This window comes from Streptomyces sp. NBC_00341, assembly GCF_041435055.1.
Lineage (GTDB): Bacteria > Actinomycetota > Actinomycetes > Streptomycetales > Streptomycetaceae > Streptomyces.
The window spans coordinates 2,177,445-2,202,747 of record NZ_CP108002.1 but is presented as its reverse complement, the minus strand read 5'-3'; the positions used below and the strand labels follow the sequence as shown (position 1 = coordinate 2,202,747).

The following is a 25,303-nucleotide window of genomic DNA, read 5'->3' as shown; positions in this document are numbered from 1 at the left end:
GCATCCCTTTATCGGCTGTGGACCCCAGGAGCGGACCATGAACGTTGTGACCCCGGTCGGCGGCGACAGCGTGGCGGCTCGTACCTGGCCCGGCGTGCTGACCCCGCTGATGCGCGGCCAGGACCTGAGCGCGGACGACACCGCGTGGGCGATGGACCGCATCATGAGCGGCGAGGCGACCGACGTGCAGATCGCCGGCTTCGCGGTGGCCCTGCGCGCCAAGGGCGAGACGGTCATGGAGGTCACCGGTCTGGTCCGTGCGATGTACGAGCACGCCACCACGATCCACGTGCCGGGCCGCACGGTCGACATCGTCGGCACCGGCGGCGACATGGCCAAGACGGTCAACATCTCCACCATGTCCGCGATCGTCCTGGCCGGTGCGGGCGCCAAGGTCGTCAAGCACGGCAACCGCGCCTCCTCCTCGGCCAGCGGCTCCTCCGACGTACTGGGCAAGCTCGGCGTCAACCTGGATCTGCCCCCGCAGCGCGTCGTCGAGGTGGCGGAGGAGGCGGGCATCACCTTCTGCTTCGCGGTGAAGTTCCACCCCGCCCTGCGGTACGCGGCGAAGGCGCGGGCGGAGCTCGGCGCGCCGACCACCTTCAACATCCTGGGTCCGCTCACCAACCCGGCCCAGGTGCGCTCCCAGGCCATCGGCGTCGCCGACCTGCGGATGGCGCCCATCGTCGCGGGCGTCCTCGCGGAGCGCGGCAACTCCGCGCTGGTCTTCCGCGGCGACGACGGCCTGGACGAGCTGACCACCACCGCGACCTCCCGGGTCTGGGTGGCCCGCGACGGCGTCGTGCGCGAGCAGGCCTTCGACCCGCGCGACGTCGGCCTGGACCTGGTACCGGTCGAGGCGCTGCGCGGCGCCGACGCCTCGTACAACGCCGATGTGGCCCGCCGGCTGCTGGCCGGGGAGACGGGGCCCGTACGGGACGCCGTCCTGCTCAACGCGGCGGCGGCGCTGGTCGCGCTGGAGCCGGGGGAGGGCACCCTTGAGGAGCAGCTCGCCGCCGGTATGGCGAGGGCCGCCGAGTCCATCGACTCCGGGTCCGCCGGGCGCGCCCTGGAGAGATGGGTCAAGGCCAGCAACGCCTGAACGCACGAAATAGCCGAGCGGGGCGCAGTCCAGATCATGGACTGCGCCTTGCGCGTTCCCGCACGTATGGCAAGATGCTGGGCAGGTCATGAGTGACAGCGACTACGGCCCCGGCCCGCTGTCCGGCAACCCTCCGTCCGTGGCGGGGTGCCCCGGGTGAAGACCAGGCCGTAGGCAGCGAGGTCTGCGGCAAGCGCGGACCCCTCGACGTCGTGAGATGTCCACCCGTGGGGTCCTGGTCCTCAGGGAGCCTCTGTGAGCAAGCGAATGCGATAGGGCTTTTCGGCCCTCCTCCGCACACCCTTTTTTCTTCCTCCGTGCTGCCGCGTATCCGCAGGCACGCGGAATTCGCCTGCCTGTTACGGGAGTTCGTCATGTCTGTCTTCACCGCTGCCGCCGACCAGTCCATTTGTGCCCCGCTGCCCGTTCTGGGCAAGGATGTGACGGTTCCGCTGGTGACCGGCGGTGAGGTCACGTACGCCGCGCTCGACTACGCCGCCAGCGCCCCGGCCCTGCAGCGGGTGTGGGACGACGTCGCCGCGTACGCGCCGTACTACGGCAGCGTCCACCGCGGTGCCGGCTACCTCTCGCAGCTCTCCACGGACCTCTTCGAGTCCAGCCGGGTGACCGTCGCGGAGTTCCTCGGCTGCCGCGAGGACGATCAGGTGATCTTCACCCGTTCGACCACCGACTCGCTCAACCTGCTGGCCGCCGCGGTGCCCGCCGACTGCCAGGTGTTCGTCTTCGAGACCGAGCACCACGCGTCCCTGCTGCCCTGGCGCGACGCCCGGGTGACCTACCTGAACGCCCCGCGCACCCCCGCCCAGGCCGTCGCCACCCTGGAGCGTGCGCTGGCCGACCGCGATCCTTCCCCAAGCTCTCAGCTTCGTTCGAGCAGGGGAGGCCCCATTGGCCCCGCGCTGGTCTGCGTCACCGGTGCCTCCAACGTCACCGGTGAGCTGTGGCCGGTCAAGGAGCTCGCCGCCGCCGCGCACGCCCACGGCGCCCGCATCGTGCTCGACGCCGCCCAGCTCGCCCCGCACCACCCCGTCGACATCGCCGAACTGGACGTCGACTGGGTCGCCTTCTCCGGCCACAAGCTGTACGCGCCCTTCGGCTCCGGCGTGCTGGCCGGCCGCTCCGACTGGCTGCGCGACGCCGAGCCCTACCTGGCCGGCGGCGGTGCCTCCCGCAAGGTCGCCCGGCGCACCGGCGGCGGGGTGGACGTCGAGTGGCACACCACCGCCGCCCGCCACGAGGCCGGTTCGCCCAACGTCATCGGCGTCTACTCCATCGCCTCCGCCTGCAAGGCGCTCACCGAGGCCGGGTTCGACAGCCTGGTCGCCCGCGAGCAGCAGCTCGTCTCCGAGGTCCGGGCCGGACTGGCGGAGGTCCCCGAGGTCAAGGTGCTCTCGCTGTTCGGTGACGACGCCCCCCGCGTCGGCGTCATCTCCTTCGTGGTGGAGGGCTGGAACAGCTCGCACTTCGCCGCGGCGCTCTCCGCCGAGTACGGCATCGGGGTGCGCGACGGTCTGTTCTGCGCCCACCCGCTGGTGCGCACCCTGCTCGGCAGCGACCCGCAGGACGTCGGCGAGTGCGGCGCGCCGGAGGCGGAGCCGGGCGAGAAGTCGCTCAACGCGATCCGGGTCAGCTTCGGCGCCGGTACGCCGGACGAGCACGTCGAGCGCTTCGTACGGGCGGTCAAGGAGCTGGTGAGCGAGGGCGCCCAGTGGAAGTACCGCACCGAGGACGGCCGCTGCGTCCCGGACCGGGGCACCGCCCAGCACTGAGCCTCAACGCGTTCGGCCGGGTACGGAATGCCTTCCGTACCCGGCCGAACGTATGTGCGTGGTCAGCCGTCCAGGCCGATGGCGAAGGCCGCCTCCAGGTCGTGCTGCGAGTACGTACGGAACGCCACGTGGGTGTCGGTCGCCTCGACGCCGGGGATCTTGCTGATCCGGCCGGGGATGACGTCGGCGAGATCGTCGTGCTTGGCCACCCGGACCATGGCGATCAGGTCGTACGTACCGGTGACCGAGAAGACCTCGCTGACGCTGTCCAGTGCCGCGACGGCCTCGGCGATCTCGGGAATCCGGTCCACGCTGGTTTTGATGAGCACGATCGCGGTGATCACGGCTGGCTTTCTCCCTCGGTGGCCGTGGCTGGAGATCTCACTCTAGCGTTACCCCGGTAGCGCCCCCAGGCGTAGAGGAAGCCGACCGCGAAGCCGACCACATGGGCGAGATAGGCCACGCCGGGGCCGCTGCCCGCGCCCTCCGCGGCCAGCCACTGGAGCACGAACCAGAAGATCAGCACGATCCAGGCGGGGAAACGCAGCGGGAGGAAGAGCAGGAACGGGAACACGCTGGTGACCCTGGCCCGGGGGAAGAGATAGAGGAAGGCGCCCAGCACCGCCGAGATCGCCCCCGAGGCGCCGACGAGCGTCTGGTCCGAGGTGGCGTGCGCGGCCGCGTAGGCGAGCAGCGCGAGGTAGCCGCAGCCGAGGTAGAAGAACGCGAACTCGGTGTGGCCCATGCGCTCCTCGGCCATCGCTCCGAACACGTACAGGAACAGTATGTTGCCGAGCAGGTGCAGCCAGCTGCCGTGCACGAAGAGCGCGGTGAGCGGAGTGATCAGGGCGTGTGCGGAGCCGTCCCACAGCTCGCTCGGGATCACGCCCCAGTGCTCGAAGTACCCGGCCTGGGCCGACAGCAGGGCGTCCGCGCTGCCGTACACCGGGGCGAGCCCGGAGAGCGGGCTGATCGCGAAGACCACGCAGCACAGGGCGATGAGGGCGTAGGTGACCGGCGGCCCGCCCGAGGTGGCCGCCCGCAGGAGTCTGCCGGCCGCAGCCCGCCGATCGATCATGAACAGAGCATGACGCAAGCGGAGGGAACGGGACAGAGCGCCTCGCCGTGCCGGTGGTATGCGGTGAGGCCGTAGGGTTGCGGCAGGACATCCGCAGTTCGACGGCGCACCGCGAAGATCCTTATGTGGCAGCACGAGGCCCGACATGTGGCAGCACGAGGCCCGACGAAAGAGGACGCAACGATGACGACGGTTCCCCAGCCGACCGAGGCGACCCGCTGGCGCTGCACGCTCTGCGGAAACCTCACGCGATTCGACGTGACGCGCTCGTCCAAGGTCGTCGAATACGTCCATCTCGACCTGGCCGGGGAGTCGAGCGTCGAAGAACGCGAGGTGGTCAGTGAGACCATCGAGTCGGTGCGCTGCCGTTGGTGCAACGCGGTGGACCAGATCGAGCTAGTCGACAGGCCGGGTGCCGACTCCTGACGGGGCCGTGCGGACATACAGTTTGAGGTGACGGATGGTGGAGCAGCCCCCTGGCGGCGCCGCGTCGGCCGATGCGGCCGACGATGCCGTGGAGATGCTCGACCGCCCGCTGCCCGAAGGCGTACGGCGTCGGGTCGTCGCGCTGGTCTCGGACGCGTTCGGCGGCCTCACGGTCACCGAACTCCCCGCTCAGCTCCGACAGTACGCCCGTTTCACGCCGACGAGGCGTGCCAAGTTCGCCGGGAACGCGATGGCGGCCGCCCTGGCGGGCGACGCCACCTTCCGCCGGCGCATCGGTGAACGGCTGCGGGAGACCCAGCCGGAGCTGAGCGCCGCCCTGGAGGCCGGCTCGCCGCCCGCCGCCGCCGATCCCGTGGATGTCGCCGCCGCGGCCTACGTGCTGCGCCCGGACGGCTGGGTGAAGCTCCTCGCCGCCGCGGGCGAGGAGGCCCAGCGGGCCGACGCCGAGCGGGCCGACGAGGAGAGCCGGCGCGAACTGGAACGGCTCCGCGAGGAGCTGGCCCAGGCCCGCGCCCAGACGAAGAGCGAGACCGAACGGCTCCGCGGCGACCTCGACGCGGCCCGCAAGGAGGCCGAGTCGCTCCAGCGCAAACTGCGCAGCGCGGCCAACGAGGTGAAGCGCGCGGAGGCGGCCCTGCGCCGGGGCCGGGCCGAGAGCGACGCCGTACGTGCGGAGGCGGCCGTCCAGGTGTCCGCCGCGGAGAGCGAGACCCGCAGGCTGCGGGCCCGGCTCGGTGAGGCGGAGGCGTCCGTCGAGGCGGGGCGCAGGGCCGCCCGTGAGGGGCGCTCGGTCGAGGACATGCGGCTGCGGCTGCTGCTGGACACGGTGCTCGAAGCGGCCGGCGGACTGCGGCGCGAACTGGCGCTGCCGCCCTCCTCGATGCGCCCCGCGGACACGGTGGACGCGGTCGAGCCCGGCCGGATGTCGCCCAAGGACGTTGCCGCCAGAGCCCTTTCCGACACCGATCCGGCGCTGCTGGACCAACTGCTGGCGCTGCCGCAGGCGCACCTCATCGTGGACGGCTACAACGTCACCAAGACCGGCTACCCGCAGCTGCCGCTGGAGAAGCAGCGACTGCGGCTGCTGGGCGGTCTGTCGATGCTCGCGGCCCAGACGGGCGCCGAGATGACCTGCGTCTTCGACGGGGCGGAGCTGGCCGCTCCGGTGCTGCTCGCACCGCCCCGCGGAGTGCGGGTGCTGTTCAGCAAGGCCGGTGTCACCGCGGACGAGCTGATCCGTCAGCTCGCGCGTGCCGAACCGTCCGGGCGGCCCGTCGTGGTGGTCTCCACCGACCGCGAAGTGGCCGACGGAGTGGCGAAGGCGGGAGCCAGACCCGTCGCGTCCGTCTTGCTCCTGAAGCGGCTTTCGCGCGTTTGACGAATCTTGCCCGGCTTGTTGATGGTTGCCGTAAATTACGGAACGGGCCGTCAATTCACCGCTACACGCAGTGCGGTGTGGGTAAAGAAGTACCCAGTGTGACGAGATTTTTCCTGCGAGGATTTGAACTGATCACAGGATGGTCACTATGGTCGGGCCTCGAACCTTCGCGCGGTTGATCACCCATCCGGGGTGGCAGTGAAGGAACCGCCGAGTCCGTGATCCTTGCGGAGCCGGGGATGACGTCCCCCACAGCCCGGTAGGCGGCTCACGGAAGAAGGAGCTCGCCTTCGTGGCGTCCCACCGCCGTCCCAAGAACCCGAGCCGCGCCCGTGTGACCGTGCTCACCGCGACCGCCGCCGCGGCCGTGGCCCTCACCTCCCAGGCCGCTCACGCCGACCCCAAGCCGACCAAGAGCGAGGTCAAGGCGAAGGTCGACAAGCTCTACCACGAGGCGGAGGCCGCCACCGAGCAGTACAGCGGGGCCAAGGAGAAGCAGGAGAAGCTCGAGAAGCAGGTCGGCGCGCTTCAGGACAAGGTCGCCCGCGGTCAGGAGGAGCTCAACACGCTCCGCGGCGGACTCGGTTCGCTCGCTGCCGCGCAGTACCGCTCTGGCGGCATCGACCCCTCGGTGCAGCTCTTCCTCGCCTCCGACCCGGACAGCTTCCTGGACCAGGCCTCCTCGCTGGACCAGTTGACGGCCAAGCAGACCGAAGCGCTGACGAACATCCAGGAGAAGCAGCGGTCCCTCGCGCAGGAGCGCAAGGAGGCCCAGGACAAGCTCGGTGACCTGGCCGACGTCCGCAAGACGCTCGGTGAGAAGAAGAAGCAGCAGCAGGGCAAGCTCGCCGAGGCCCGGCAGGTGCTCAACACCCTGACCGCCGCCGAGCGCGCGAAGATCCGCGAGGACGACCTGCGCGCCAGCCGCTCCGCCGGTGACCGGGTCGACCTGGGCAGCGAGGTCCCCGCCTCCGCCCTTGGCGGCGCGGCCCTCCAGGCCGCCTCCACCCAGGTGGGCAAGCCGTACGTCTCCGGCGGCACCGGCCCCAGCTCGTTCGACTGCTCGGGTCTGACCCAGTGGGCCTACCACCAGGCCGGTGCCGAGATCACCCGCACCACGTACACCCAGATCAACCAGGGCACGCAGATCGGCCGCAGCCAGCTGAAGCCGGGCGACCTGGTCTTCTTCAGCAACACCTCGCACGTGGCCCTCTACGCGGGCAACAACACCGTGCTGCACGCCCCGAAGCCGGGCGCCGTGGTCCGCTACGAGTCGATGAACACCGTCGGCGCCTACCAGACCGCCGTACGCATCTGATCACGCCCGAACGGGCGAATTCCCGCGCCCCGTACTGACTGCCCGCCCCGCCGGAGACCACAGGTCACCGGCGGGGCGCCGCTGTTCGCGGCCCCGGCCCGCCCGGCGTGGTCTTTGTCCGCTCCGTGATCGTCCGACTACTCTCTGGCTGCCGCGCAGCTCCAGGTGTCGGTCCGCCCAGCCGGGCGGCAGGGGCTGCGCACATCTGCGTACAGCGGAAGGGAGTGCGGCGTCCTGTGGTGTCCCATCGCCGTTCCACACAGCCCGGCCAGAGCCGGAGCGCCCGGGTCACTGTCCTGTCGGCCGCGGCGGCGACCGCCGCCGCGACGCTCGGCGCGGCCACCGCGAACGCCGAACCGCGGGACACCCCGCAGACCGCCGGGTCCCGGGCCGACCGCCTCTACGCCGAGGCCGAGCAGGCCACCGAGCAGTACAACAAGGCCGGTGAGGACGTCCGGCGGCTGCGCGGTGAGGTGAGCCGGGCGCAGGACCGGGCGGCCCGAGGGCAGGAACGGGTCAACGGGATGCGCAGGGGGCTCGGTTCCGCCGCCCGCGCCCAGTACCGCTCCGGCGGCATCGACCCCTCGCTCGCCCTGCTGCTCTCCTCTGACCCGGACAACTACCTGGAGCGGGCCGCCGCGCTGGGCATGGTCAACGACAGCCGGGCGCTCGCCCTGGCCGAACTCCGCAGGGCCCAGCGGTCGCTGGCCCAGACCCGGGCGGAGGCCGCCCGTTCCCTCGCGGGCCTGGAGCGCGACCGCGCCGCCCTCAGCCGCCACAAGCGGACCGTCGTCCGCAAGCTCGCCGAGGCCAGGCGGCTGCTCGGAACGCTGCGCGGTGCCGAACGGGCAGCCTTCGACCGGTCCTCGCGCACCGGCCGGGACACCGCGGACGGGACGGTGGCCGGACTCCCGGCGGGCTCCGCGCGGGCGGCGGCCGCCGTCACGGCCGTCCAACGGGCGCTGGGCCGCCCGTACGTCTGGGGCGCGAGCGGTCCCTCCGGATTCGACTGCTCCGGTCTGATGCAGTGGGCGTACGCGCAGGCCGGGGTCAGCCTGCCCCGCACCTCGCAGGCCCAGCGGTACGCCGGCCATCAGGTGCCGCTCTCCGAAGCCCGCCCCGGTGACCTGGTCGCCTACCGCGCGGACGCGAGCCATATCGGGATGTACGTGGGAAACGGCCAGGTCATCCACGCCCCGTACCCCGGCGCCCCGGTCCGCTACGACCCGGTCGGCATGATGCCCGTCTCCTCAGTGACCCGGGTCTGACCGTACTCTCGGTCATGTGGCTGATCAGGGGCGTACCGCGGAACGGGTGCGCGGCGGACGACGGCGCGCGGCGGGCGCCGTGCTCGCCGCGCTGCTGTGCGCCGCCGCCTGCTCGGCCCCGGCCGCAGACCTCCCGGACACCGCGGCCGCCGATATCCGCGCCACCCTTGACCGCCGGGCCGCCGCGGTCATGCACCACGACGCGGACGCCTACGTCTCGGTCGTCGCCCGGGACGCCACCGACCTGCGGGCCGCGCAGCGCAAGGAGCTCGACCACCTCGCGGACATGCCGATCGGCTCCTGGACGTACCGGCTGACGGACATCTCGCCGCACGGCGCGGACCGGGCCACCGCCGACGTCCGGCTCGGCTACCGGATCAAGGGCTACGACAGTGCGCCGGTCTCCGTGGACCGGGTCCTCGACCTCGAACGGGACGAGGCGGACGGCCGCTGGTACCTCACCGCGGACCGCCCGGCGCGGGGCGGCGGGCGGCAGCTCTGGCAGCAGGGCGACGTCGAGGTGGTGCGCGGCGAGCACAGCCTGGTGCTGGGCGTCGGCCGCCCCCGCGAGGAGCTGACCGGGATCGCGGACACCGCGGACCGGGCGGTGCCCGCCGTCTCCGGGGCCTGGCCGGAGAAGTGGGCCGGGCGAGTGGTGGTGCTGGTCCCGGACACCGTGCAGGACATGGGCGAGCTGCTCGGCTCGCCCGCCGCGAACTACCGGGGCATAGCGGCCGTCACCACCGGAGAGACCGGCGGCTCCGGCACCGCGCCCGCCGACCGGGTCATCGTCAACCCGCAGGCGTACGCGCTGCTCGGCGGCTTCGGGCAGCGCGTCGTCCTCACCCACGAGACCACCCACGTCGCCACCCGCACCCGCACCTCGTCCGCCACCCCCACCTGGCTCTCCGAGGGCTTCGCGGACTGGGCCGCCTACCGGGACGGGGAGCGCACCGCCGCCGAGGTCGCGCCCGAGCTGGCGGACGCCGTCCGGAGCGGTGAGCCGCCCGCCGCCCTGCCCACCGACGGCGACTTCGGCTTCACCGAGGACCCGGACCGGCTGGCGAGGGCGTACGAGGGCGGCTGGCTGGCCTGCGAGCTCATCGCGGAGCGCTGGGGCGAGGAGAAGCTGTTCGCCTTCTACCGGGCCGTCGGGGGGCACTCAGGGCGGGACGGGGCGGTGGAGCAGGCCCTGCACGAGGTGCTCGGGACCACTCCGCAGGACTTCACGGCGCGCTGGCGGGAGTACGTGCGCGACCGGCTGGGCTGACCTCGGGGGCCGGCCGCGTCACCGTGTCCCGCCAGAGCCGCCCGCCCGCGATCAGCGTCGCGGCGACCAGCAGCCCGTTGCGTACGAACATCAGGAGCACGCCCGTCGCGTCGCTCGTGACCACATGGACGAACCCGAGCGGGAACTCCAGCTGGGTGACGCCCGTCGCCACCAGCACCAGACAGGCGGGCAGCGCCATCCGGCTCTCCCGGAAGACCAGGCAGACCGCCGCCAGACCGACCAGCCACAGCATGTACTGCGGGCTGATCACCCGGCTCGTGGTGGTGAACAGCAGCACCGCGGTGAACGCCGCGTCCGCCGGCGTACTCACACCGAACGTGCGCGCCTTCAGCCGCCACACCAGCAGCCAGCCGAACGCCAGCACGCTCAGCCCCAGCGCGAGCGTACTCACCAGCGGCACGTGCGGGCCCAGGAACTCCAGTGAGCCGTAGTGCAGCTCCACCCGGCCCTGCCAGCCGAACTGCCGCGCCACGTGGAAGACCAGCGCACCCAGCGACTCGACCTCTGTGCCCCGGTCGCGCTGGAAGCCGAGGAAGGCCAGCGCGCCGGGCGCCGCCACCGCGCACACCACCAGCAGCACCACCGCCACCCCGGCCGCCGTCGCCCACGCCAGCCGCGTCTGCCGCCCCCGGGCCGTACCGGCCAGCACCAGCGCAGGCCACACCTTCAGCAGCGCCCCGAACGCCGCCAGCGCCCCCAGCACCTTCGGATGCCGCACCCCCGCCAGCAGCGCCGCCACCGCGACGGCCGTCACCATCACGTCGTACCGGGCGTACGCCGTCGTCCCCAGCAGCGGCACGCCCGCCACCCACACCCACGCCCCGGCCGTCCGCCGGGCCGCGCCCCGGCCCGCGTACAGCAGCAGACCGAGCACCAGCGCGTCGCAGAGGAACGCCAGCACGAAGAAGGCCGAGGCGTAGTCCAGGAACGGCAGCAGGGCGGGGGAGAGGATCGCGAGCGCCGCGAGGGGCGGGTACTGCCACGTGACGTCGGACTGCGGGTAGCTGCCCGAGCTCAGCACGTCGTACCAGCCGTGGTAGATCACAGACACGTCGCTCGTCACGTCGGGACCCGGCAGCGTGATCACCTTGATGACGCACAGCAGCAGCAGGGCCCTGCTGAGGGCCCACACCACGAAGGCCGGTCGTGCGCTGCTCGAACCCGTCATGTCCCGCCCTCGTCCGTCCGTCGGTCGTACGACAGGACATGATGCCCGCCCCGTCCGTGCGAGAGCCACGAGGCGGGGCCGCCCGGTACTGTCGGCGGCGATGGACAAGACCCTGATCGTGACCAACGACTTCCCGCCCCGCCCCGGTGGCATCCAGGCGTTCCTGCACAACATGGCGCTCCGGCTGGACCCGGACCGGATCGTCGTCTACGCCTCCACCTGGAAGCGCGGCCCCGAGGGTGCCGAGGCCACCGCCGCCTTCGACGCGGAGCAGCCCTTCACCGTGGTCCGCGACCGTACGACGATGCTGCTGCCGACCCCGAGGGTGACCCGCCGCGCCGTCCAGCTGCTGCGCACCCACGGCTGCTCGTCCGTCTGGTTCGGCGCCGCCGCCCCGCTCGGGCTGATGGCACCCGCGCTGCGCCGGGCCGGTGCCCGCCGGCTGGTCGCCACCACGCACGGGCACGAGGCCGGCTGGGCCCAGCTGCCCGCCTCCCGGCAGCTGCTGCGGCGGATCGGCGAGGGTACGGACACGATCACCTACCTCGGCGAGTACACCCGCTCCCGGATCGCCGCCGCGCTGACCCCGGCGGCCGCGGAGCGCATGGTCCAGCTGCCGCCCGGCGTGGACGAGAAGACCTTCCACCCGGACTCGGGCGGCGATCTGGTCCGGGCCCGGCTCGGGCTCACGGACCGGCCGGTCGTCGTCTGCGTGTCCCGGCTGGTGCCCCGCAAGGGCCAGGACACCCTGATCCTCGCGATGCCCGCGATCCTGGCCGAGGTGCCCGACGCCGTGCTGCTGATCGTCGGCGGCGGACCGTACGCGGACGAGCTGAAGAAGCTGGCCGCGGAGACCGGGGTGCAGGATTCGGTGCGGTTCACCGGCCCCGTGCCCTGGGCGGAGCTGCCCGCGCACTACGGGGCCGGTGACGTCTTCGCGATGCCGTGCCGCACCCGGCGCGGCGGCCTGGACGTGGAGGGCCTCGGCATCGTCTACCTGGAGGCGTCCGCGACCGGGCTGCCGGTGGTGGCGGGCGACTCGGGCGGCGCCCCCGACGCGGTGCTCGACGGCGAGACGGGGTGGGTGGTGCGCGGCGGCTCCGCCGAGGAGTCGGCGGAGCGGATCGTCGCGCTGCTCGGTGACGCGGAGCTGCGCCGGCGGATGGGGGAGCGGGGCCGGGCCTGGGTCGAGGAGAAGTGGCGCTGGGACCTGCTGGCCCAGAAGCTCAGGACGCTGCTGTGAACGGGGGAGGGGCCCCGGTGAGCCGGAGCCCCTCCCCCGTACGTCCGGATCAGCTGCGGTAGATCGACTCGACCTCGTCCGCGAAGTCCTTCGCCACCACATTGCGCTTCAGCTTCAGCGACGGCGTGATGTGGCCCGCCTCCTCGGTGAACTGGGCGGCCAGGATGCGGAACTTGCGTACGGACTCGGCCTTGGACACCGCGGCGTTGCCGTCGTCGATCGCGCGCTGCACCTCGGCCAGCAGCTCCGGGTCCTCGCGCAGCGAGAGCGCGGTGGAGCCGACGGGCTTGCCGTGCTCCTCCGCCCAGTGCCCGAGGAACTCCTCGTCCAGCGTCACCAGCGCGCCCACGAACGGGCGCCCGTCGCCGACCACCATGCACTCCGCCACCAGGGCGTGCCCACGGATGCGGTCCTCGATGACGGCGGGCGCGACGTTCTTGCCGCCGGCCGTGACGATGATCTCCTTCTTGCGGCCGGTGATCGCGAGGTAGCCGTCCTCGTCGAGGGTGCCGATGTCGCCGGTGTGGAACCAGCCGTCGGCCAGCGCCTCCGCCGTCGCCGTCTCGTTGTTCCAGTAGCCGGAGAACAGGTGCTCGCCGTGGAGCAGCACCTCGCCGTCGTCCGCGATCCGCACGACGGAGCCGGGCAGCGGCTGGCCGACCGTGCCGATCTTCTGGCGGTCCCACGGGTTGAAGGCGGTGGCCGCGCACGTCTCGGTCAGGCCGTAGCCCTCCAGGACGGTGAAGCCGATGCCCCGGTAGAAGTGCCCGAGCCGCTCACCGAGCGGGGCGCCACCGGAGATCGCGTACTCGCCGCGTCCGCCGAGCACGGCCCGCAGCTTGCTGTAGACCAGCCGGTCGAACACCTTGTGCTTGAACTTCAGGCCCATGGGCGGGCCCTGCGGGGTGCCCAGCGCCCGGCTGTAGGCGATCGCCGTGTTCGCGGCCTTGTCGAAGATCTTGCCCTTGCCGTCCGCCTGGGCCTTGGCGCGCGCCGAGTTGTAGACCTTCTCGAAGACCCGCGGCACCCCGAGGATCAGGGTCGGCCGGAACGCGGCCAGCTCATCGGTGAGGTTCTTGATGTCCGGTACGCAGCCGAGCTTGATCGGGGCCATCACTGAGGCGACCTCGACCAGCCGTCCGAACACATGCGCCGCGGGCAGGAAGAGGAGCACCGAACACTCGCCGGTACGGAAGAGGGGCTTGAGCCGCTCCACCACGTTTCCGCACTCCGCGAAGAAGCTGCGGTGGGTCAGCACGCAGCCCTTGGGGCGGCCGGTGGTGCCGGAGGTGTAGACGATGGTGGCCGGGTCGTCGGCCTTGGCGCTCGTCATCCGCAGATCGAGGACCTCGTCGGAGACCTCCGCCTCGCCGAGCGCCGACATCTGACGGATCGTGTCGTCGTCGATGCGCCAGATGCCCTTCAGTCCGGGCAGCCCCTCCTGGACCGAGACGACGGACGCCTGGTGGGCCTCGGACTCCACGACGCACAGGGTGGCGCCGGAGTCGCCCAGGATCCACTGGATCTGCTCGACGGAACTGGTCTCGTACACCGGCACGGTGACCGCGCCCGCGCTCCAGATCGCGAAGTCGACCAGCACCCACTCGTAACGGGTGCGGGAGAGCAGGGCCACCCGGTCGCCGGGCTCGACACCCGCCGCGATCAGCCCCTTGGCGACGGCTCTGACCTCGGCCAGGAACTCGGTGGCGGTGACGTCCGTCCAGACGCCCGCCACTTTGCGGCTCATCACCGCGACATCGGGATGCTGAGCGGCATTGCGGCGGATGAGATCCGTCAGGTTGCCGTCCGAGGGGACCTCGTACAGGGCCGGAAGGCTGAACTCGCGCAAGACTGCTGCTCCTCATCGGGCTCCGGTGCCACGGCTCTGTGTGACGCACCGGATGCGGTCCAAGATGGCGGGTGCTCAGTGGGGTGAGCACGACTGGACTGCCCGGACGTTACCCACCAGTACTCGGTTCCGGATAGGGGGTCCCGGCCAGATGTCTTACGCGTCACACATATCGGTCGGGCTTTCGCGCACAGTAGTGCACCCGTACAGGCCCCTGGAAGTAACCGCAGGTCCGGTGCCCTCTACCCAGGTGGAGGCGAGGGTTCTAGGGTGATCATCATGCGAGCAGCACCGAACAGCCGGGAGGCCGCCGCCGAGCGGCGCACCCGCGTCCACGTGGTCAGTGACGTGCACGGGAACACCGAGGCGCTGGCCCGTGCGGGGGACGGCGCCGACGCCCTCGTCTGCCTCGGCGACCTGGTGCTCTTCCTCGACTACGCCGACCACGCGCGCGGCATCTTCCCGGAACTCTTCGGCGTGGAGAACGCCGACCGCCTCGTCGCCCTGCGCACCGAGCGCCGCTTCGAGGAGGCCCGGGACTTCGGCCGGGAGCTCTGGGCGGGCGTGGACCGCAACGCCGCGATCGTCTCCGCGGTGCGCAAGCAGTACGCCGAGATGTTCGCCGCGCTGCCCACCCCGACGTACGCCACCTACGGCAACGTCGACATCCCCACCCTGTGGCCCGAGTACGCCCGCCCCGGAACCACCGTCCTGGACGGCGAGCGCGTCGAGATCGGCGGCCGCGTCTTCGGCTTCGTCGGCGGCGGCCTGCGGACCCCGATGCGCACCCCGTACGAGATCAGCGACGAGGAGTACGCCGCCAAGATCGAGGCGGTGGGCGAGGTCGACGTGCTCTGCACCCACATCCCGCCCGACGTCCCCGAGCTGACCTACGACACCGTGGCGCGCCGGTTCGAACGCGGCAGCCGCGCCCTGCTCGACGCCATCCGCCGCACCCGGCCCCGGTACTCCGTGTTCGGCCACGTCCACCAGCCCCTGGTCCGCCGGATGCGGATCGGCACCACCGAGTGCGTGAACGTCGGCCACTTCGCCTCGACCGGCACGCCCTGGGCGCTGGAATGGTGACCGGACCCGGCCGGGCATCGCGGCAGGCCCTGGGCCGGGGCGCGGCGCACACGCGATAGCCTTCTGGCGGCAGGCCTCTGCCGACCGACCGGTACACCGCACTGGAGGGCCACAGCGATGGCTGAACACACCAGCTCGACGATCACGATCGAGGCGGCACCGGCCGACGTCATGGGTGTGATCGCCGACTTCGACCGCTATCCGGAATGGACCGGCGAGGTCAAGGAGGCCGAGGTGCTCGCCTCCGACGACCGCGGCCGCGCCGAGAAGGTCCGCCTCGTCCTGGACGCCGGAGCGATCAAGGACGACCACACCCTCGCGTACACCTGGATCGGTGACTACGAGGTCAGCTGGACCCTGGTCAAGTCCCAGATGCTGCGCGCCATCGACGGCTCCTACGCACTGGCCCCGCTGGGCGAGGGCGACCGCACGGAGGTCACCTACCGGCTGACCGTCGACGTCAAGATCCCGATGCTCGGCATGATCAAGCGGAAGGCCGAGAAGGTCATCATCGACCGCGCCCTGGCCGGACTGAAGAAGCGCGTCGAGTCCGTCCCGAAGGCCTGACCCGGTGCGTACGGTCCTGGTCACCGGCCCCGGCGGCGCCGGCCGTACCACCGTCGCGGCGGCGACCGCGCTGGCCGGCTCCCGCCGGGGCGCCCGCACCCTGCTGATCTCCCCGGACGACATACCCGGCTTCCCCGTGGCCACCGAGCCCGCACAGGTCACCGACACCCTGTGGTCCGTACGGACCGACTCCGCGGAGCACTTCCGCGCCGAACTCCTCGCCCTCCAGGACCAGCTGTCCGGAGTGCTCGGCCTGCTCGGCGGCAACCGGCTGGACGGTGAGGAACTCACCGAACTCCCCGGCAGCGGCCAGCTCGCCCTCCTGCAGAGCCTGCGCCGCGCCGCCCGTGGCGACTGGTCCCGCGACGGCTACGACCTCCTCGTCGTCGACCTGCCGCCGCTGCGCGAGGCCCTCGCCGTACTGGCCCTGCCCGAACAGCTGCGCCGCTACCTGCGCCGGCTGCTGCCCCAGGAACGCCAGGCCGCACGCGCCCTGCGCCCGATGCTCGCCCAGCTGGCCGGCGTGCCCATGCCCGCCCAGTGGCTGTACGAGGCCGCCGCCCGGCGCGACGCCGAACTCGCGGAGGTCCAGGCCCTCATCGAGGACCGTGCCACCACCCTCCGGCTGGTCGCGGAACCCGGTCCGGCCGCGGAGGACGCGCTGCGCGCCGCCCGTACCGGACTCGCCCTGCAGGGGCTGCGCGTCGACGCCCTGGTGGCCAACCGGGTACTGCCCCGGCACTCCAGTGACCCCTGGTTCGCCGCGCTCGCGGCGCAGCAGGAGAAGTGCCTCGACCACTGGCGCGAGGAGTGGGCCGCCGAAGCCCCGCCGCGGGAGCTGCCGCACCTGGGCCGGGACCCGCAGGACCCGGACGACTTCACCGCCCTGGTCGCCCTGACCGGCGGGGACGCGGCGCCGGCCGTGGCCGTGGACGACCGGGGGGCCGGCCGTGCCGAGGATCCCTGGTGGATCGAGGAGTCCGAGGCGCCGGACGGCCCGGACGGGATACTGGTGTGGTGCCTGCGGCTGCCCGGAGCGGTCAAGAAGGACCTCCAGCTGGTCCGCCGCGGCAGCGAACTCCTGCTCACCGTCGGCCCGTTCCACCGCATCGTGCCCCTGGAGTCCGCGCTGCGTCGCTGCACCGTCTCGGGTGCCGCGCTCACCGACGGGGTGCTGCGGGTCCGGTTCACGCCCGACCCGGACCTGTGGCCCAGGACGGGCTGAACGGCTCCCGGCCGTTCGGGTAACGTCGTAGGTACGGGTCCCGTGTGCCGGGCCGCCGGCCACCCACGTCGCAGGAGTCCGCCATGAGCGAAGCCACCGATCGTCCCGCCGACGACGACGCGTGGGCCCAGGCCTGCGCCGAGGACCTCGCCGCCGAGAAGGCCCGCCGCCGTGCCGAGTACGGTCCGCCGCCCGGCTCCGCCGCAGAGGAGCTGCGCAAGCTGGTGGACGCGGTGGCCGACAAGGTCTCCTCCCTCCAGTCGCCGCTGTTCGGCGTGGCGGCCCAGGGCGCGGTCCAGCAGGTCATCCGGCAGGCGAAGTCCGCGGTCGAGCCCGTCATCGAGCGCAATCCGGACGTTTTCGACCACATCGCCGCGGCCGGCGGTGAACTGCTCGCCGCCTACCGCTCGGCCGTCGAGGGTCAGGAACGCCGTTGGACCCAGGGCGCGGGGGACCCGGCGGGCACAGAAAAGAAGGCGGACGACGCCACAGACCCCCGGGACGAGGGGCCGGACACCGGCGAACAGATCGACCTGGACTGACCGGCGCCGACAGGACGGGGCCCGGCCTCGGGTACGGTTGCCCCAGCGGGGCTCGACCGAAACTGAGGGATTCATGGGACTCACCATCGGCGTCGATATCGGCGGCACGAAGATCGCAGCTGGAGTGGTCGACGAAGAGGGCCACATCCTCTCGACCTTCAAGGTGCCGACCCCGCCGACGGCCGAAGGCATCGTGGACGCGATCGCGGCGGCGGTGTCCGGCGCGAGCGAGGGGCACCCGGTCGAGGCGGTCGGCATCGGCGCGGCAGGATATGTCGACGACAAGCGTGCCACGGTGCTGTTCGCACCGAACATCAACTGGCGGCACGAGCCGTTGAAGGACAAGGTCGAGCAGCGCGTCGGCCTCCCGGTGGTCGTGGAGAACGACGCCAACGCGGCGGCCTGGGGCGAATACCGCTTCGGCGCCGGCCAGGGCCACGACGACGTCATCTGCATCACGCTCGGCACCGGCCTCGGCGGCGGCATCATCATCGGCAACAAGCTGCGCCGCGGACGCTTCGGCGTGGCCGCCGAGTTCGGCCACATCCGGGTCGTCCCGGACGGTCTGCTCTGCGGCTGCGGCAGCCAGGGCTGCTGGGAGCAGTACGCCTCCGGGCGGGCGCTCGTCAGGTACGCGAAGCAGCGGGCCAACGCCACCCCCGAGAACGCCACGATCCTGCTGGCGCTCGGCGACGGCACGGTCGAGGGCATCGAGGGCAAGCACATCAGCGAGGCCGCCCGGCAGGGCTGCCCGGTGGCCGTCGACTCGTTCCGCGAGCTGGCCCGCTGGGCCGGAGCCGGACTGGCCGACCTCGCCTCGCTGTTCGACCCGTCCGCGTTCATCGTCGGCGGTGGCGTCTCGGACGAGGGCGAGCTCGTCCTCGACCCGATCCGCAAGTCGTTCCGGCGCTGGCTGATCGGCGGCGAGTGGCGTCCGCACGCCCAGGTCCTCGCGGCCCAACTGGGCGGCAAGGCCGGTCTGGTGGGCGCGGCGGACCTGGCCCGGCAGGGCTGATCCGACCGGACACGGACACACCGGACGCCCGTCGCGCCCCTCTCGGGGCGCGGCGGGCGTCCGTCGTATCGTGACCGGCATGGTCATGACGTCGCTGCCAGAATCCCGTACCGAGCAGGACGGCTCGGCCGTCATCAGAGTGCTCAGCTACAACATCCGGTCGATGCGCGACGACTTCGAGGCCCTGGTCCGCGTCATCCGCGCCTGCGCGCCCGATCTGGTCCTCATCCAGGAGGCGCCGCGCTTCTTCCGCTGGCGTAAGGCCGCCGCCCGGCTCGCGCGCGCCAGTGATCTGGTGGTCCTCGGCGGCGGAGCCACCGCGGCCGGACCGCTGCTGCTCTGCTCGATGCGCGTCGCGGTGGAACGCACCGAGGACATCCTGCTGCCGCTCACCCCGGGCCTGCACCGCAGGGGCTTCGCCACCGCGGTGGTCAGGATCGCCGGCGCCAGGATCGGGGTGCTGAGCTGCCATCTGAGCCTCGACCGCACGGAACGCCTCGCCCAGGCGGAGGCGCTGCTGGGCCGGCTGGACGCGATGGGCGTGGAGCACGCCGTGGTGGGCGGCGACCTCAACGAGGCACCGGGCGGGCCGGCGTTCCGGCGGCTGGCCGGCCGGCTCCAGGACTGCTGGGCGGTACGGCCCCGGGGCGGCGAGCACACCTTCCCGTCGCACGGGCCGGGCCGGCGGATCGACGCGCTCTTCACGACCGGCGGCATCGAGGTGCTCGGCTGCGGGGTCCCGACGGGACTGCCCGGGATCTCCGGGGCCGACCTGCTGGCCGCGACCGACCATCTGCCGGTGCTGGCAGCGCTGAGGGTGCCGACGGTGCGACGCGCCTGAGGTGCGGGGTTGCTGTGGTGCGGGTTGCTGTGGTGCGGGGTTCCGTCCTCAATCGCCGGACGGGCTTGAGTGCGGGTGCTCCGCGTGCGGGGTGCGCCTGGTCCGGTGGGTGGGGGGTGGTGCCCCTCCGGGGCGTCTCCTCAGAAATGGCGTGTTCACCCGGGTACGAGAGGGACCCGGGTCGTACGCCATTTCCTGCGGGGACTCCCCTGCACGTCCCCACCCCTGCATCACTCGCGTCTGCACACCGGCGATACGACTGTCGCAGACGCGCGACGGGCGGGTTCGGGGGCGTGCAGGGGAGTCCCCGCAGAACGACGAACGGATACCCGGGTTCGTTTGCGTACCCGCCGAACGTTCGTCGTTTGAGGAGACGCCCCGGAGGGACCCCGGACCCCCACCACCGGGGCAGGCGGCCCCGCACGCGGAGCACCCGCGCCACCCAAGCCCGTCCGGCGATTGAGGACGGAACCCCGCGCCCCGGAAAGGGGCAACCACTCCGAGCGGGCGCCGCACCCCGCAGGGGACCCGCTCAGACCACCGCGCCGCGGCCGGGGTCGTCGCCGTCCTCGTCGTCGTGCTCCATCCGCGCCACCAGCGTCACGAAGCCGCCCAGGAAACCGCCGACGCAGACCGTCGTCAGCCACCAGGTCATCTCCCAGCGCAGCAGCACCGCGAGCAGCAGCAGGACCGGACCGCCGATGACAGCCAGCCAGGCGAACTTCGCCGTGACATCGGCCTCCGGCAGCGGCGGCGGCTCCGGCGGTACGAAGTGCCCCTCGCCGCTGTCGTCGTCGTCCGTGTCACCCGCGGCAGGCTCCGCCGGCTCGTAGTCGCGCGGGCCCGCGCCGACACCGGGGGCGAACACCACCGAGCTGCCGAGCGGCTTCTCCGGCGGTTTGGGCGGGCGCTTGCCGATGCCCTTGTCCGGGTCCAGGGCGGTCAGCGGACCGTCCTCCAGCAGCGCCACGTCCTCGATGGACCGGAACGGCCTGGCGCCCGGCGGGTCCGGCGGCTCGTCGCCGTACCCCGCGACGATCGCCTCCCAGACCGCGTCCTCGTCCACCGGGCGCTCCCCGTCGCCGCCCCGGTCCGCGCCCGGGGCCTCCGGCGGTGGTGCGCCGCCGTCATCGGGGACGGCCGCTCCCTCGGCGGGGAGCGGCTCGCGCTCCTCCTCGCCGCCCGCGCGATCCGCGTTGTGCTCAGCCACCGGACGTGCTCCCCTTCTTCCCGACGCTCGGAGCGAGGCGGCCGATGAACGAGTAGCTCTCGTCGAAGATCCGCTCCGCATCGTGGTCCAACGTCGCCACGTGGTAGCTCTGTTCCAGGAGGATCTCCTCGACGTCCCTCGAAGAGACCCGGCTCAGGATCCGGGCCGAGTCGGCGGGCGGCACCACGTGGTCCTGCGGGCTGTGCAGGAGCAGCAGCGGCTGGGTCACCTGGGGCAGCTCCGCGTCGACCAGCCGGAAGAACTTCCGCAGCGAGTGGGCCGCGTGCAGCGGCACCCGGTTGTAGCCGATCTCCTCGGAGCTCCCCAGGGCGATGTCGTTGACCAGTCCCTTCGTCGTCGGCACCAGATGGCGGACGACCGGCAGCGCGTGCGCCGCGAGACCGTGCACCTTGTTGCCCGGGTTGACGAGCACCAGACCCCGGACCGCGTCGCCGTGCTTCGCCGCGAGCCGCAGCGCGAGGGCGCCGCCCATGGAGAGCCCGAAGACGAAGACCCGGGAGCACCGCTCCAGCAGTGACCGCAGCTCCCGGTCCACCTCCGCGTACCAGTCCTGCCAGCCGGTCACCTGCATGTCCTGCCAGCGGGTGCCGTGTCCGGGGAGCAGCGGCAGCGAGACCGTCAGCCCGCGTTCCGCCAGGTACTCGGCCCAGGGGCGCAGCGACTGCGGGGAACCGGTGAATCCGTGACAGAGGAGGACGCCGACCTCTCCGCCCTCGTGGCGGAACGGCTCGGCTCCAGGGAGGACCGGCACCGGGGTCTCCTGTTCGTGAGGCTCGGAGGGGAGCGAAAGGGGGGAGTGCAGAGGATTACTTCACCGTACGCGACCGGACCGACACCGACCAGGGCCGTCACCGGCACGGGCCGGGTACCCCGTGCCATGCCGGGCAGGAGCAGGGGAGGCCCGACGGGTTAGGGTCTGTCGGACAGCACACAGGAGGCACCCGAGTTGATCTACGGCGCTATGAAGTTCTCCATCGGCGGGTCTCTGAAGCTCGCCTTCAGGCCGTGGGTGGAGGGCCTGGAGAACATCCCCGCGCAGGGACCGGCGATCCTCGCGAGCAACCATCTGTCGTTCTCCGACTCCTTCTTCCTGCCCGCCGTCCTGGACCGGAAGGTCACCTTCATCGCCAAGGCGGAGTACTTCACCGCGCCGGGCGTCAAGGGCAAGCTGACGGCCGCCTTCTTCAAGGGCGTCGGCCAGCTCCCGGTGGACCGCTCCGGCGCCCGGGGCGCCGGCGAGGCGGCGATCAAGGCCGGCATCGAGGTGATCGAGAGCGGCGGCCTCTTCGGTATCTACCCGGAGGGCACCCGCTCGCCCGACGGCCGCCTCTACCGGGGCAAGCCCGGCGGGCTCGCCCGGGTGGCGCTCGCGACCGGGGCGCCGGTCATCCCCGTCGCGATGATCGACACGGAGAAGATCCAGCCGCCCGGCCAGGTGATGCCCAAGCTGATGCGTCCGGGGATCAGGATCGGCAAGCCGCTCGACTTCAGCCGCTATCACGGCATGGAGGGCGACCGCTTCATCCTGCGCTCGGTCACCGACGAGGTGATGTACGAGATCATGAGGCTCTCCGGGCAGGAGTACGTGGACATCTACGCGACCGCCGCCAAGCGGCAGCTCGCGGACGAGGCGAAGCGGCAGGCGGAGGCCGCCAAGCGGACCGCGTCCGGTTCCGGCCCGGGTACGGAAGAGGACCGCGGCGGCGCCTGATCGGGCACCGGTCGGTCGGGGGCGGGGGAGAAGAAGATGGCCAAGCGCGTGCGGGTCGTGCGGATGTCGGTCGAGCAGCCGCTGTGGCGTGCCCTGACCGCCTACCGCATTCTGACGATGCTCTACGCGATCCTGCTCGCCGTCTTCGGACGCGACAAGTACGAACGGCCCTGGGTGGCCGTCGCCTTCCTGACGGTCATGGCCGTCTGGACGCTCGCCACCCTGCCGAAGGTCTCCGGTGCGGTGGCCTGCACCAAGCGCTTCCTCGGTACCGATCTCGCGCTCGCCCTCGCCGGCATCCTGCTGACCCCGCTCGCCGACTTCCAGGCCCAGCACATGGACGGCCCGACCCTGCCGTCCATCTGGACCGCGGGCTCCGTGCTGGCCTTCGCGATCAAGGGCGGCTGGCGGTGGGCGGCCTTCGCCTCCACCTTCGTCGCCGCCGCCAACCTCGTCGAGCGCGCCGAACCCAGCCGCGACACCCTGCACAACGTTCTGCTGGTCTGGGTCGCCTCCATCGCGATCGGTTACGTCGTCGAGGTGGCCCGCGCCAGTGAGCGCACCCTCGCCCGCGCCCTGGAGATCGAGGCCGCCACCCGGGAGCGGGAACGCCTGGCCCGCGACATCCACGACAGCGTCCTCCAGGTCCTGGCGATGGTGCAGCGACGGGGTACGGCGCTCGGCGGCGAGGCCGCGGAGCTGGGCCGGATGGCCGGGGAACAGGAGGTCGCCCTGCGCACCCTGGTCTCCAGCGGCCTGGTGCCGCCCACCCGGGTGTCGGAGGACGCGGCCGAGGGCGCCGTGGTGCGTACCGTCGAGGCGGACGACGAAGAGCCCGGCGCACCCGGCGAGACCGATCTGCGCGCCCTGCTCGCCCCGCACGCCGGATCCAGGATCAGCTTCGCGGAGCCCGGCGCCCCGGTGCTGCTCCCGCCCCCGGCGGCGATGGAGCTGGCGGCCGCGGTCAGCGCCGCCCTGGACAACGTCCGGGTGCACGCGGGGGAGGGCGCCCAGGCCTGGATCCTGGTCGAGGACTGGCCGGACGAGGTGATCGTCACGGTCCGGGACGACGGGCCGGGCATCCCGGACGGGCGGCTCGCCCAGGCCGAGGGCGAGGGGCGGCTCGGGGTGGCCCTGTCGATACGCGGCAGACTGCGGGAGCTCGGCGGTACGGCAGAGCTGATCTCGGTGCCCGGCCAGGGCACCGAGGTCGAGTTGAAGGTTCCGAAGGTTTCACGGGGGAAGGCGGGTTCGGTCCGATGAACGCAGCACATGAAGCAGGTGCCCCGCAGCGGGCGATCAGGGTGATGGTGGTCGACGACCACCCGATGTGGCGCGACGCGGTCGCCCGCGACCTCGCGGAGTCCGGGTTCGACGTGGTGGCGACCGCGGGCGACGGCCCCCAGGCGGTCCGCCGGGCCGGTGCCGTCACCCCCGACGTCCTGGTCCTCGACCTCAACCTGCCCGGGATGCCGGGCGTCCAGGTCTGCAAGGAGCTCGTCGGCGCGCACCCCGGGCTGCGGGTCCTGGTGCTCTCCGCGAGCGGCGAGCACGCCGATGTGCTGGAGGCGGTCAAGTCGGGCGCCACCGGCTACCTGCTCAAGTCCGCGAGCACCCAGGAGCTGACCGAGGCGGTCCGCTCCACCGCGGCCGGCGATCCGGTCTTCACCCCCGGCCTCGCCGGTCTCGTACTCGGCGAGTACCGCAGGCTGGCCTCCGAGCCGGCCCCGGCGGCCTCCGACGAGCCGAAGGCCCCGGAGCTCACGGACCGGGAGACCGAGGTGCTGCGGCTGGTCGCCAAGGGGCTCTCGTACAAGCAGATCGCGGAGCGGCTGGTCATCTCGCACCGCACCGTCCAGAACCACGTCCAGAACACCCTGGGCAAGCTCCAGTTGCACAACAGGGTGGAGCTGGTGCGGTACGCCATCGAGCGCGGCCTCGACGACGTCTGAGATCAACGCCTGCACATTGCACGGGAATTGACCGTACGACCCATGCCGTTGTGACCTGGATCACCTTAGCTTGGAGTGGAGTGGGCTCACTTCGGCGAAGGGATGCTTCCATGCGGGTCGGAGTACTGACCGGGGGCGGCGACTGCCCCGGGCTCAACGCGGTCATCCGTGCCGTCGTCCGCAAAGGCGTGCAGGAGTACGACTACGACTTCATCGGGTTCCGGGACGGCTGGCGGGGCCCCCTGGAGGGGGTGACCGTCCCGCTCTCCATCCCGGCGGTGCGCGGCATCCTGCCGCGCGGCGGCACCATCCTCGGCTCCTCGCGCACCAACCCCCTCAAGGCGGATCACGGCGTCCGCCGCATCCGCGACAACCTCGACAGGCACGAGGTCGACGCACTCGTCACGATCGGCGGCGAGGACACCCTCGGCGTGGCCGCGACCCTTTCCGAGGAGTACGGCATCCACTGCGTCGGCGTACCCAAGACCATCGACAACGACCTGTCCGCCACCGACTACACCTTCGGTTTCGACACCGCCGTCAACATCGCCACCGAGGCCATCGACCGGCTGCACACCACGGCCGAGTCCCATATGCGCGTCCTCGTCGTCGAGGTGATGGGCCGCCACGCCGGCTGGATCGCGCTCCACTCGGGACTGGCCGGCGGCGCCAACGTCATCCTCATCCCGGAACGGCGCTTCGACGTCGGCCAGGTCTGCGCCTGGGTGACCTCCCGGTTCCGGGCGAGCTACGCCCCGATCGTGGTGGTCGCGGAGGGGGCCGTGCCCGCGCAGGGCGAGATGGTCCTCAAGGACGGCTCGCAGGACTCCTTCGGCCACGTCCGGCTCTCCGGGGTCGGTGAATGGCTGGCCAAGGAGATCGAGCGCCGCACCGGCAAGGAGGCCAGGACCACCGTCCTCGGCCACATCCAGCGCGGCGGCACCCCCAGCGCCTTCGACCGCTGGCTGGCCACCCGGTTCGGCCTGCACGCCATCGACGCCGTGCACGACGGCGACTTCGGGAAGATGGTCGCCCTGAACGGCACGGACATCGTGCGGGTGCCGATCGCGGAGGCGACCGCCCGGCTCAAGACGGTCGACCCGGCGCTCTACGCGGAGGCGGAGGTCTTCTTCGGCTGAGGGCCGGGCGGCGTGCCGGGCGCCCCGGCCATATATTCTCGATGACCGGACCGGATCCGGAC

At 72.2% G+C, this 25,303-nt stretch carries 24 protein-coding genes and 1 riboswitch; of the genes, 18 read left to right on the top strand and 6 right to left on the bottom strand.

All coding sequences use genetic code 11. The annotated features are described in order from the left end of the window. The first annotated feature begins 37 nt into the window (after nt 1-37). Nucleotides 38-1,102 carry an anthranilate phosphoribosyltransferase gene (gene trpD, locus OG892_RS09800; protein WP_073735582.1) on the top strand — a complete coding sequence of 355 codons (1,065 nt, stop codon included), beginning with the start codon at nt 38-40 and terminating at the stop codon, nt 1,100-1,102. Nucleotides 1,103-1,186: 84 nt separating this feature from the next. Further along, nucleotides 1,187-1,304: riboswitch (SAM riboswitch) on the top strand. A 172-nt stretch (nt 1,305-1,476) separates the two neighbouring features. Further along, complete coding sequence (locus OG892_RS09795) at nt 1,477-2,892, top strand: aminotransferase class V-fold PLP-dependent enzyme (RefSeq protein WP_073735581.1); 1,416 nt, start codon at nt 1,477-1,479, stop codon at nt 2,890-2,892. Between the two features lie 62 nt (nt 2,893-2,954). Here OG892_RS09795 and OG892_RS09790 read toward each other — a convergent pair whose 3' ends face one another. Both OG892_RS09790 and OG892_RS09785 read right to left on the bottom strand, forming a co-directional pair. Beyond that, nucleotides 2,955-3,236 (bottom strand): Lrp/AsnC family transcriptional regulator, encoded by a 282-nt coding sequence (locus OG892_RS09790; protein ID WP_073735580.1) that lies wholly within the window; start codon nt 3,234-3,236, stop codon nt 2,955-2,957. After that, the gene (locus OG892_RS09785) at nt 3,233-3,970 is read right to left on the bottom strand and encodes a rhomboid family intramembrane serine protease (RefSeq protein WP_073735579.1); all 738 of its coding nucleotides are present in this window, start codon (nt 3,968-3,970) and stop codon (nt 3,233-3,235) included. Before OG892_RS09785 ends, OG892_RS09790 begins: the two co-directional genes overlap by 4 nt. A gap of 183 nt (nt 3,971-4,153) precedes the next feature. Between OG892_RS09785 and OG892_RS09780 the strand changes: the two genes are divergently transcribed. The 5 genes from OG892_RS09780 to OG892_RS09760 all read left to right on the top strand — a co-directional run bounded on the left by OG892_RS09780 (nt 4,154) and on the right by OG892_RS09760 (nt 9,651). Then, complete coding sequence (locus tag OG892_RS09780; RefSeq protein WP_024494175.1) at nt 4,154-4,396, top strand: hypothetical protein; 243 nt, start codon at nt 4,154-4,156, stop codon at nt 4,394-4,396. A gap of 37 nt (nt 4,397-4,433) precedes the next feature. After that, nucleotides 4,434-5,795 carry an NYN domain-containing protein gene (locus OG892_RS09775; RefSeq protein ID WP_371631606.1) on the top strand — a complete coding sequence of 454 codons (1,362 nt, stop codon included), beginning with the start codon at nt 4,434-4,436 and terminating at the stop codon, nt 5,793-5,795. Between the two features lie 292 nt (nt 5,796-6,087). Continuing rightward, a complete protein-coding gene (locus OG892_RS09770) occupies nt 6,088-7,113 on the top strand; it encodes a C40 family peptidase (RefSeq protein ID WP_073735577.1) in 1,026 nt (341 codons plus the stop codon). Between the two features lie 236 nt (nt 7,114-7,349). After that, a complete protein-coding gene (locus OG892_RS09765) occupies nt 7,350-8,381 on the top strand; it encodes an NlpC/P60 family protein (protein WP_371628924.1) in 1,032 nt (343 codons plus the stop codon). Nucleotides 8,382-8,397: 16 nt separating this feature from the next. Then, complete coding sequence (locus OG892_RS09760; RefSeq protein WP_371628923.1) at nt 8,398-9,651, top strand: hypothetical protein; 1,254 nt, start codon at nt 8,398-8,400, stop codon at nt 9,649-9,651. Here the strand turns inward: OG892_RS09760 and OG892_RS09755 are convergent. Further along, on the bottom strand, nt 9,608-10,840 hold the full coding sequence (locus OG892_RS09755) for a glycosyltransferase family 87 protein (protein WP_328867343.1): 1,233 nt from the start codon (nt 10,838-10,840) through the stop codon (nt 9,608-9,610). The two genes, OG892_RS09760 and OG892_RS09755, sit on opposite strands and share 44 nt — an antisense overlap. Before the next feature lie 100 nt (nt 10,841-10,940). Here OG892_RS09755 and OG892_RS09750 point away from each other — a divergent pair, with 100 nt between their 5' ends. Continuing rightward, the gene (locus OG892_RS09750) at nt 10,941-12,083 is read left to right on the top strand and encodes a glycosyltransferase family 4 protein (RefSeq protein WP_371628922.1); all 1,143 of its coding nucleotides are present in this window, start codon (nt 10,941-10,943) and stop codon (nt 12,081-12,083) included. A 49-nt stretch (nt 12,084-12,132) separates the two neighbouring features. Here the strand turns inward: OG892_RS09750 and OG892_RS09745 are convergent, their stop codons facing one another. After that, entirely contained in the window at nt 12,133-13,932 is a 1,800-nt protein-coding gene (locus OG892_RS09745; RefSeq protein ID WP_328867345.1) for an AMP-dependent synthetase/ligase, read from the bottom strand. Between the two features lie 279 nt (nt 13,933-14,211). Here OG892_RS09745 and OG892_RS09740 point away from each other — a divergent pair, with 279 nt between their 5' ends. The 6 genes from OG892_RS09740 to OG892_RS09715 all read left to right on the top strand — a co-directional run bounded on the left by OG892_RS09740 (nt 14,212) and on the right by OG892_RS09715 (nt 19,208). Then, the gene (locus OG892_RS09740) at nt 14,212-15,018 is read left to right on the top strand and encodes a metallophosphoesterase (RefSeq protein ID WP_073735657.1); all 807 of its coding nucleotides are present in this window, start codon (nt 14,212-14,214) and stop codon (nt 15,016-15,018) included. Between the two features lie 117 nt (nt 15,019-15,135). Beyond that, nucleotides 15,136-15,585 carry an SRPBCC family protein gene (locus OG892_RS09735; protein WP_073735571.1) on the top strand — a complete coding sequence of 150 codons (450 nt, stop codon included), beginning with the start codon at nt 15,136-15,138 and terminating at the stop codon, nt 15,583-15,585. Between the two features lie 4 nt (nt 15,586-15,589). Then, nucleotides 15,590-16,810: an ArsA family ATPase gene (locus tag OG892_RS09730; RefSeq protein ID WP_371628921.1), complete on the top strand. Its 1,221-nt coding sequence runs from the start codon at nt 15,590-15,592 to the stop codon at nt 16,808-16,810. A gap of 83 nt (nt 16,811-16,893) precedes the next feature. Continuing rightward, on the top strand, nt 16,894-17,352 hold the full coding sequence (locus OG892_RS09725) for a DUF5304 domain-containing protein (RefSeq protein ID WP_327336495.1): 459 nt from the start codon (nt 16,894-16,896) through the stop codon (nt 17,350-17,352). A 73-nt stretch (nt 17,353-17,425) separates the two neighbouring features. Further along, nucleotides 17,426-18,367 carry an ROK family glucokinase gene (locus OG892_RS09720; protein ID WP_073735568.1) on the top strand — a complete coding sequence of 314 codons (942 nt, stop codon included), beginning with the start codon at nt 17,426-17,428 and terminating at the stop codon, nt 18,365-18,367. 79 nt (nt 18,368-18,446) lie between these two features. After that, nucleotides 18,447-19,208 carry an endonuclease/exonuclease/phosphatase family protein gene (locus OG892_RS09715; protein WP_371628920.1) on the top strand — a complete coding sequence of 254 codons (762 nt, stop codon included), beginning with the start codon at nt 18,447-18,449 and terminating at the stop codon, nt 19,206-19,208. Between the two features lie 532 nt (nt 19,209-19,740). Here the strand turns inward: OG892_RS09715 and OG892_RS09710 are convergent. Then, a complete protein-coding gene (locus OG892_RS09710) occupies nt 19,741-20,418 on the bottom strand; it encodes a hypothetical protein (RefSeq protein ID WP_073735566.1) in 678 nt (225 codons plus the stop codon). Further along, entirely contained in the window at nt 20,411-21,190 is a 780-nt protein-coding gene (locus OG892_RS09705) for a carboxylesterase (protein ID WP_073735565.1), read from the bottom strand. The genes OG892_RS09710 and OG892_RS09705 overlap by 8 nt, the downstream gene beginning before the upstream one ends. A gap of 195 nt (nt 21,191-21,385) precedes the next feature. Between OG892_RS09705 and OG892_RS09700 the strand changes: the two genes are divergently transcribed. The 4 genes from OG892_RS09700 (at nt 21,386) to OG892_RS09685 (ending at nt 25,241) form a co-directional block, all read left to right on the top strand. Next, a complete protein-coding gene (locus tag OG892_RS09700) occupies nt 21,386-22,150 on the top strand; it encodes a 1-acyl-sn-glycerol-3-phosphate acyltransferase (protein ID WP_199884397.1) in 765 nt (254 codons plus the stop codon). Nucleotides 22,151-22,186: 36 nt separating this feature from the next. Beyond that, nucleotides 22,187-23,413 (top strand): MacS family sensor histidine kinase, encoded by a 1,227-nt coding sequence (gene macS, locus OG892_RS09695; RefSeq protein WP_371628919.1) that lies wholly within the window; start codon nt 22,187-22,189, stop codon nt 23,411-23,413. Continuing rightward, the gene (locus tag OG892_RS09690; RefSeq protein ID WP_073735562.1) at nt 23,410-24,102 is read left to right on the top strand and encodes a response regulator transcription factor; all 693 of its coding nucleotides are present in this window, start codon (nt 23,410-23,412) and stop codon (nt 24,100-24,102) included. The genes macS and OG892_RS09690 overlap by 4 nt, the downstream gene beginning before the upstream one ends. Nucleotides 24,103-24,212: 110 nt before the next feature. Next, nucleotides 24,213-25,241 carry a 6-phosphofructokinase gene (locus tag OG892_RS09685; RefSeq protein ID WP_327336488.1) on the top strand — a complete coding sequence of 343 codons (1,029 nt, stop codon included), beginning with the start codon at nt 24,213-24,215 and terminating at the stop codon, nt 25,239-25,241. Nucleotides 25,242-25,303: the final 62 nt, after the last annotated feature.

Excerpts from the sequence above, each read along its gene's own strand:
- OG892_RS09685 (WP_327336488.1), top strand. The coding sequence starts at position 24,213 with ATGCGGGTCGGAGTACTGACCGGGGGCGGCGACTGCCCCGGGCTCAAC.
- OG892_RS09735 (WP_073735571.1), top strand. The coding sequence starts at position 15,136 with ATGGCTGAACACACCAGCTCGACGATCACGATCGAGGCGGCACCGGCC.
- OG892_RS09755 (WP_328867343.1), bottom strand. The coding sequence starts at position 10,840 with ATGACGGGTTCGAGCAGCGCACGACCGGCCTTCGTGGTGTGGGCCCTC.
- OG892_RS09795 (WP_073735581.1), top strand. The coding sequence starts at position 1,477 with ATGTCTGTCTTCACCGCTGCCGCCGACCAGTCCATTTGTGCCCCGCTG.
- OG892_RS09690 (WP_073735562.1), top strand. The coding sequence starts at position 23,410 with ATGAACGCAGCACATGAAGCAGGTGCCCCGCAGCGGGCGATCAGGGTG.
- trpD (WP_073735582.1), top strand. The coding sequence starts at position 38 with ATGAACGTTGTGACCCCGGTCGGCGGCGACAGCGTGGCGGCTCGTACC.
- OG892_RS09725 (WP_327336495.1), top strand. The coding sequence starts at position 16,894 with ATGAGCGAAGCCACCGATCGTCCCGCCGACGACGACGCGTGGGCCCAG.
- OG892_RS09720 (WP_073735568.1), top strand. The coding sequence starts at position 17,426 with ATGGGACTCACCATCGGCGTCGATATCGGCGGCACGAAGATCGCAGCT.
- OG892_RS09750 (WP_371628922.1), top strand. The coding sequence starts at position 10,941 with ATGGACAAGACCCTGATCGTGACCAACGACTTCCCGCCCCGCCCCGGT.
- OG892_RS09715 (WP_371628920.1), top strand. The coding sequence starts at position 18,447 with ATGGTCATGACGTCGCTGCCAGAATCCCGTACCGAGCAGGACGGCTCG.
- OG892_RS09740 (WP_073735657.1), top strand. The coding sequence starts at position 14,212 with ATGCGAGCAGCACCGAACAGCCGGGAGGCCGCCGCCGAGCGGCGCACC.
- OG892_RS09780 (WP_024494175.1), top strand. The coding sequence starts at position 4,154 with ATGACGACGGTTCCCCAGCCGACCGAGGCGACCCGCTGGCGCTGCACG.
- OG892_RS09785 (WP_073735579.1), bottom strand. The coding sequence starts at position 3,970 with ATGATCGATCGGCGGGCTGCGGCCGGCAGACTCCTGCGGGCGGCCACC.
- macS (WP_371628919.1), top strand. The coding sequence starts at position 22,187 with ATGGCCAAGCGCGTGCGGGTCGTGCGGATGTCGGTCGAGCAGCCGCTG.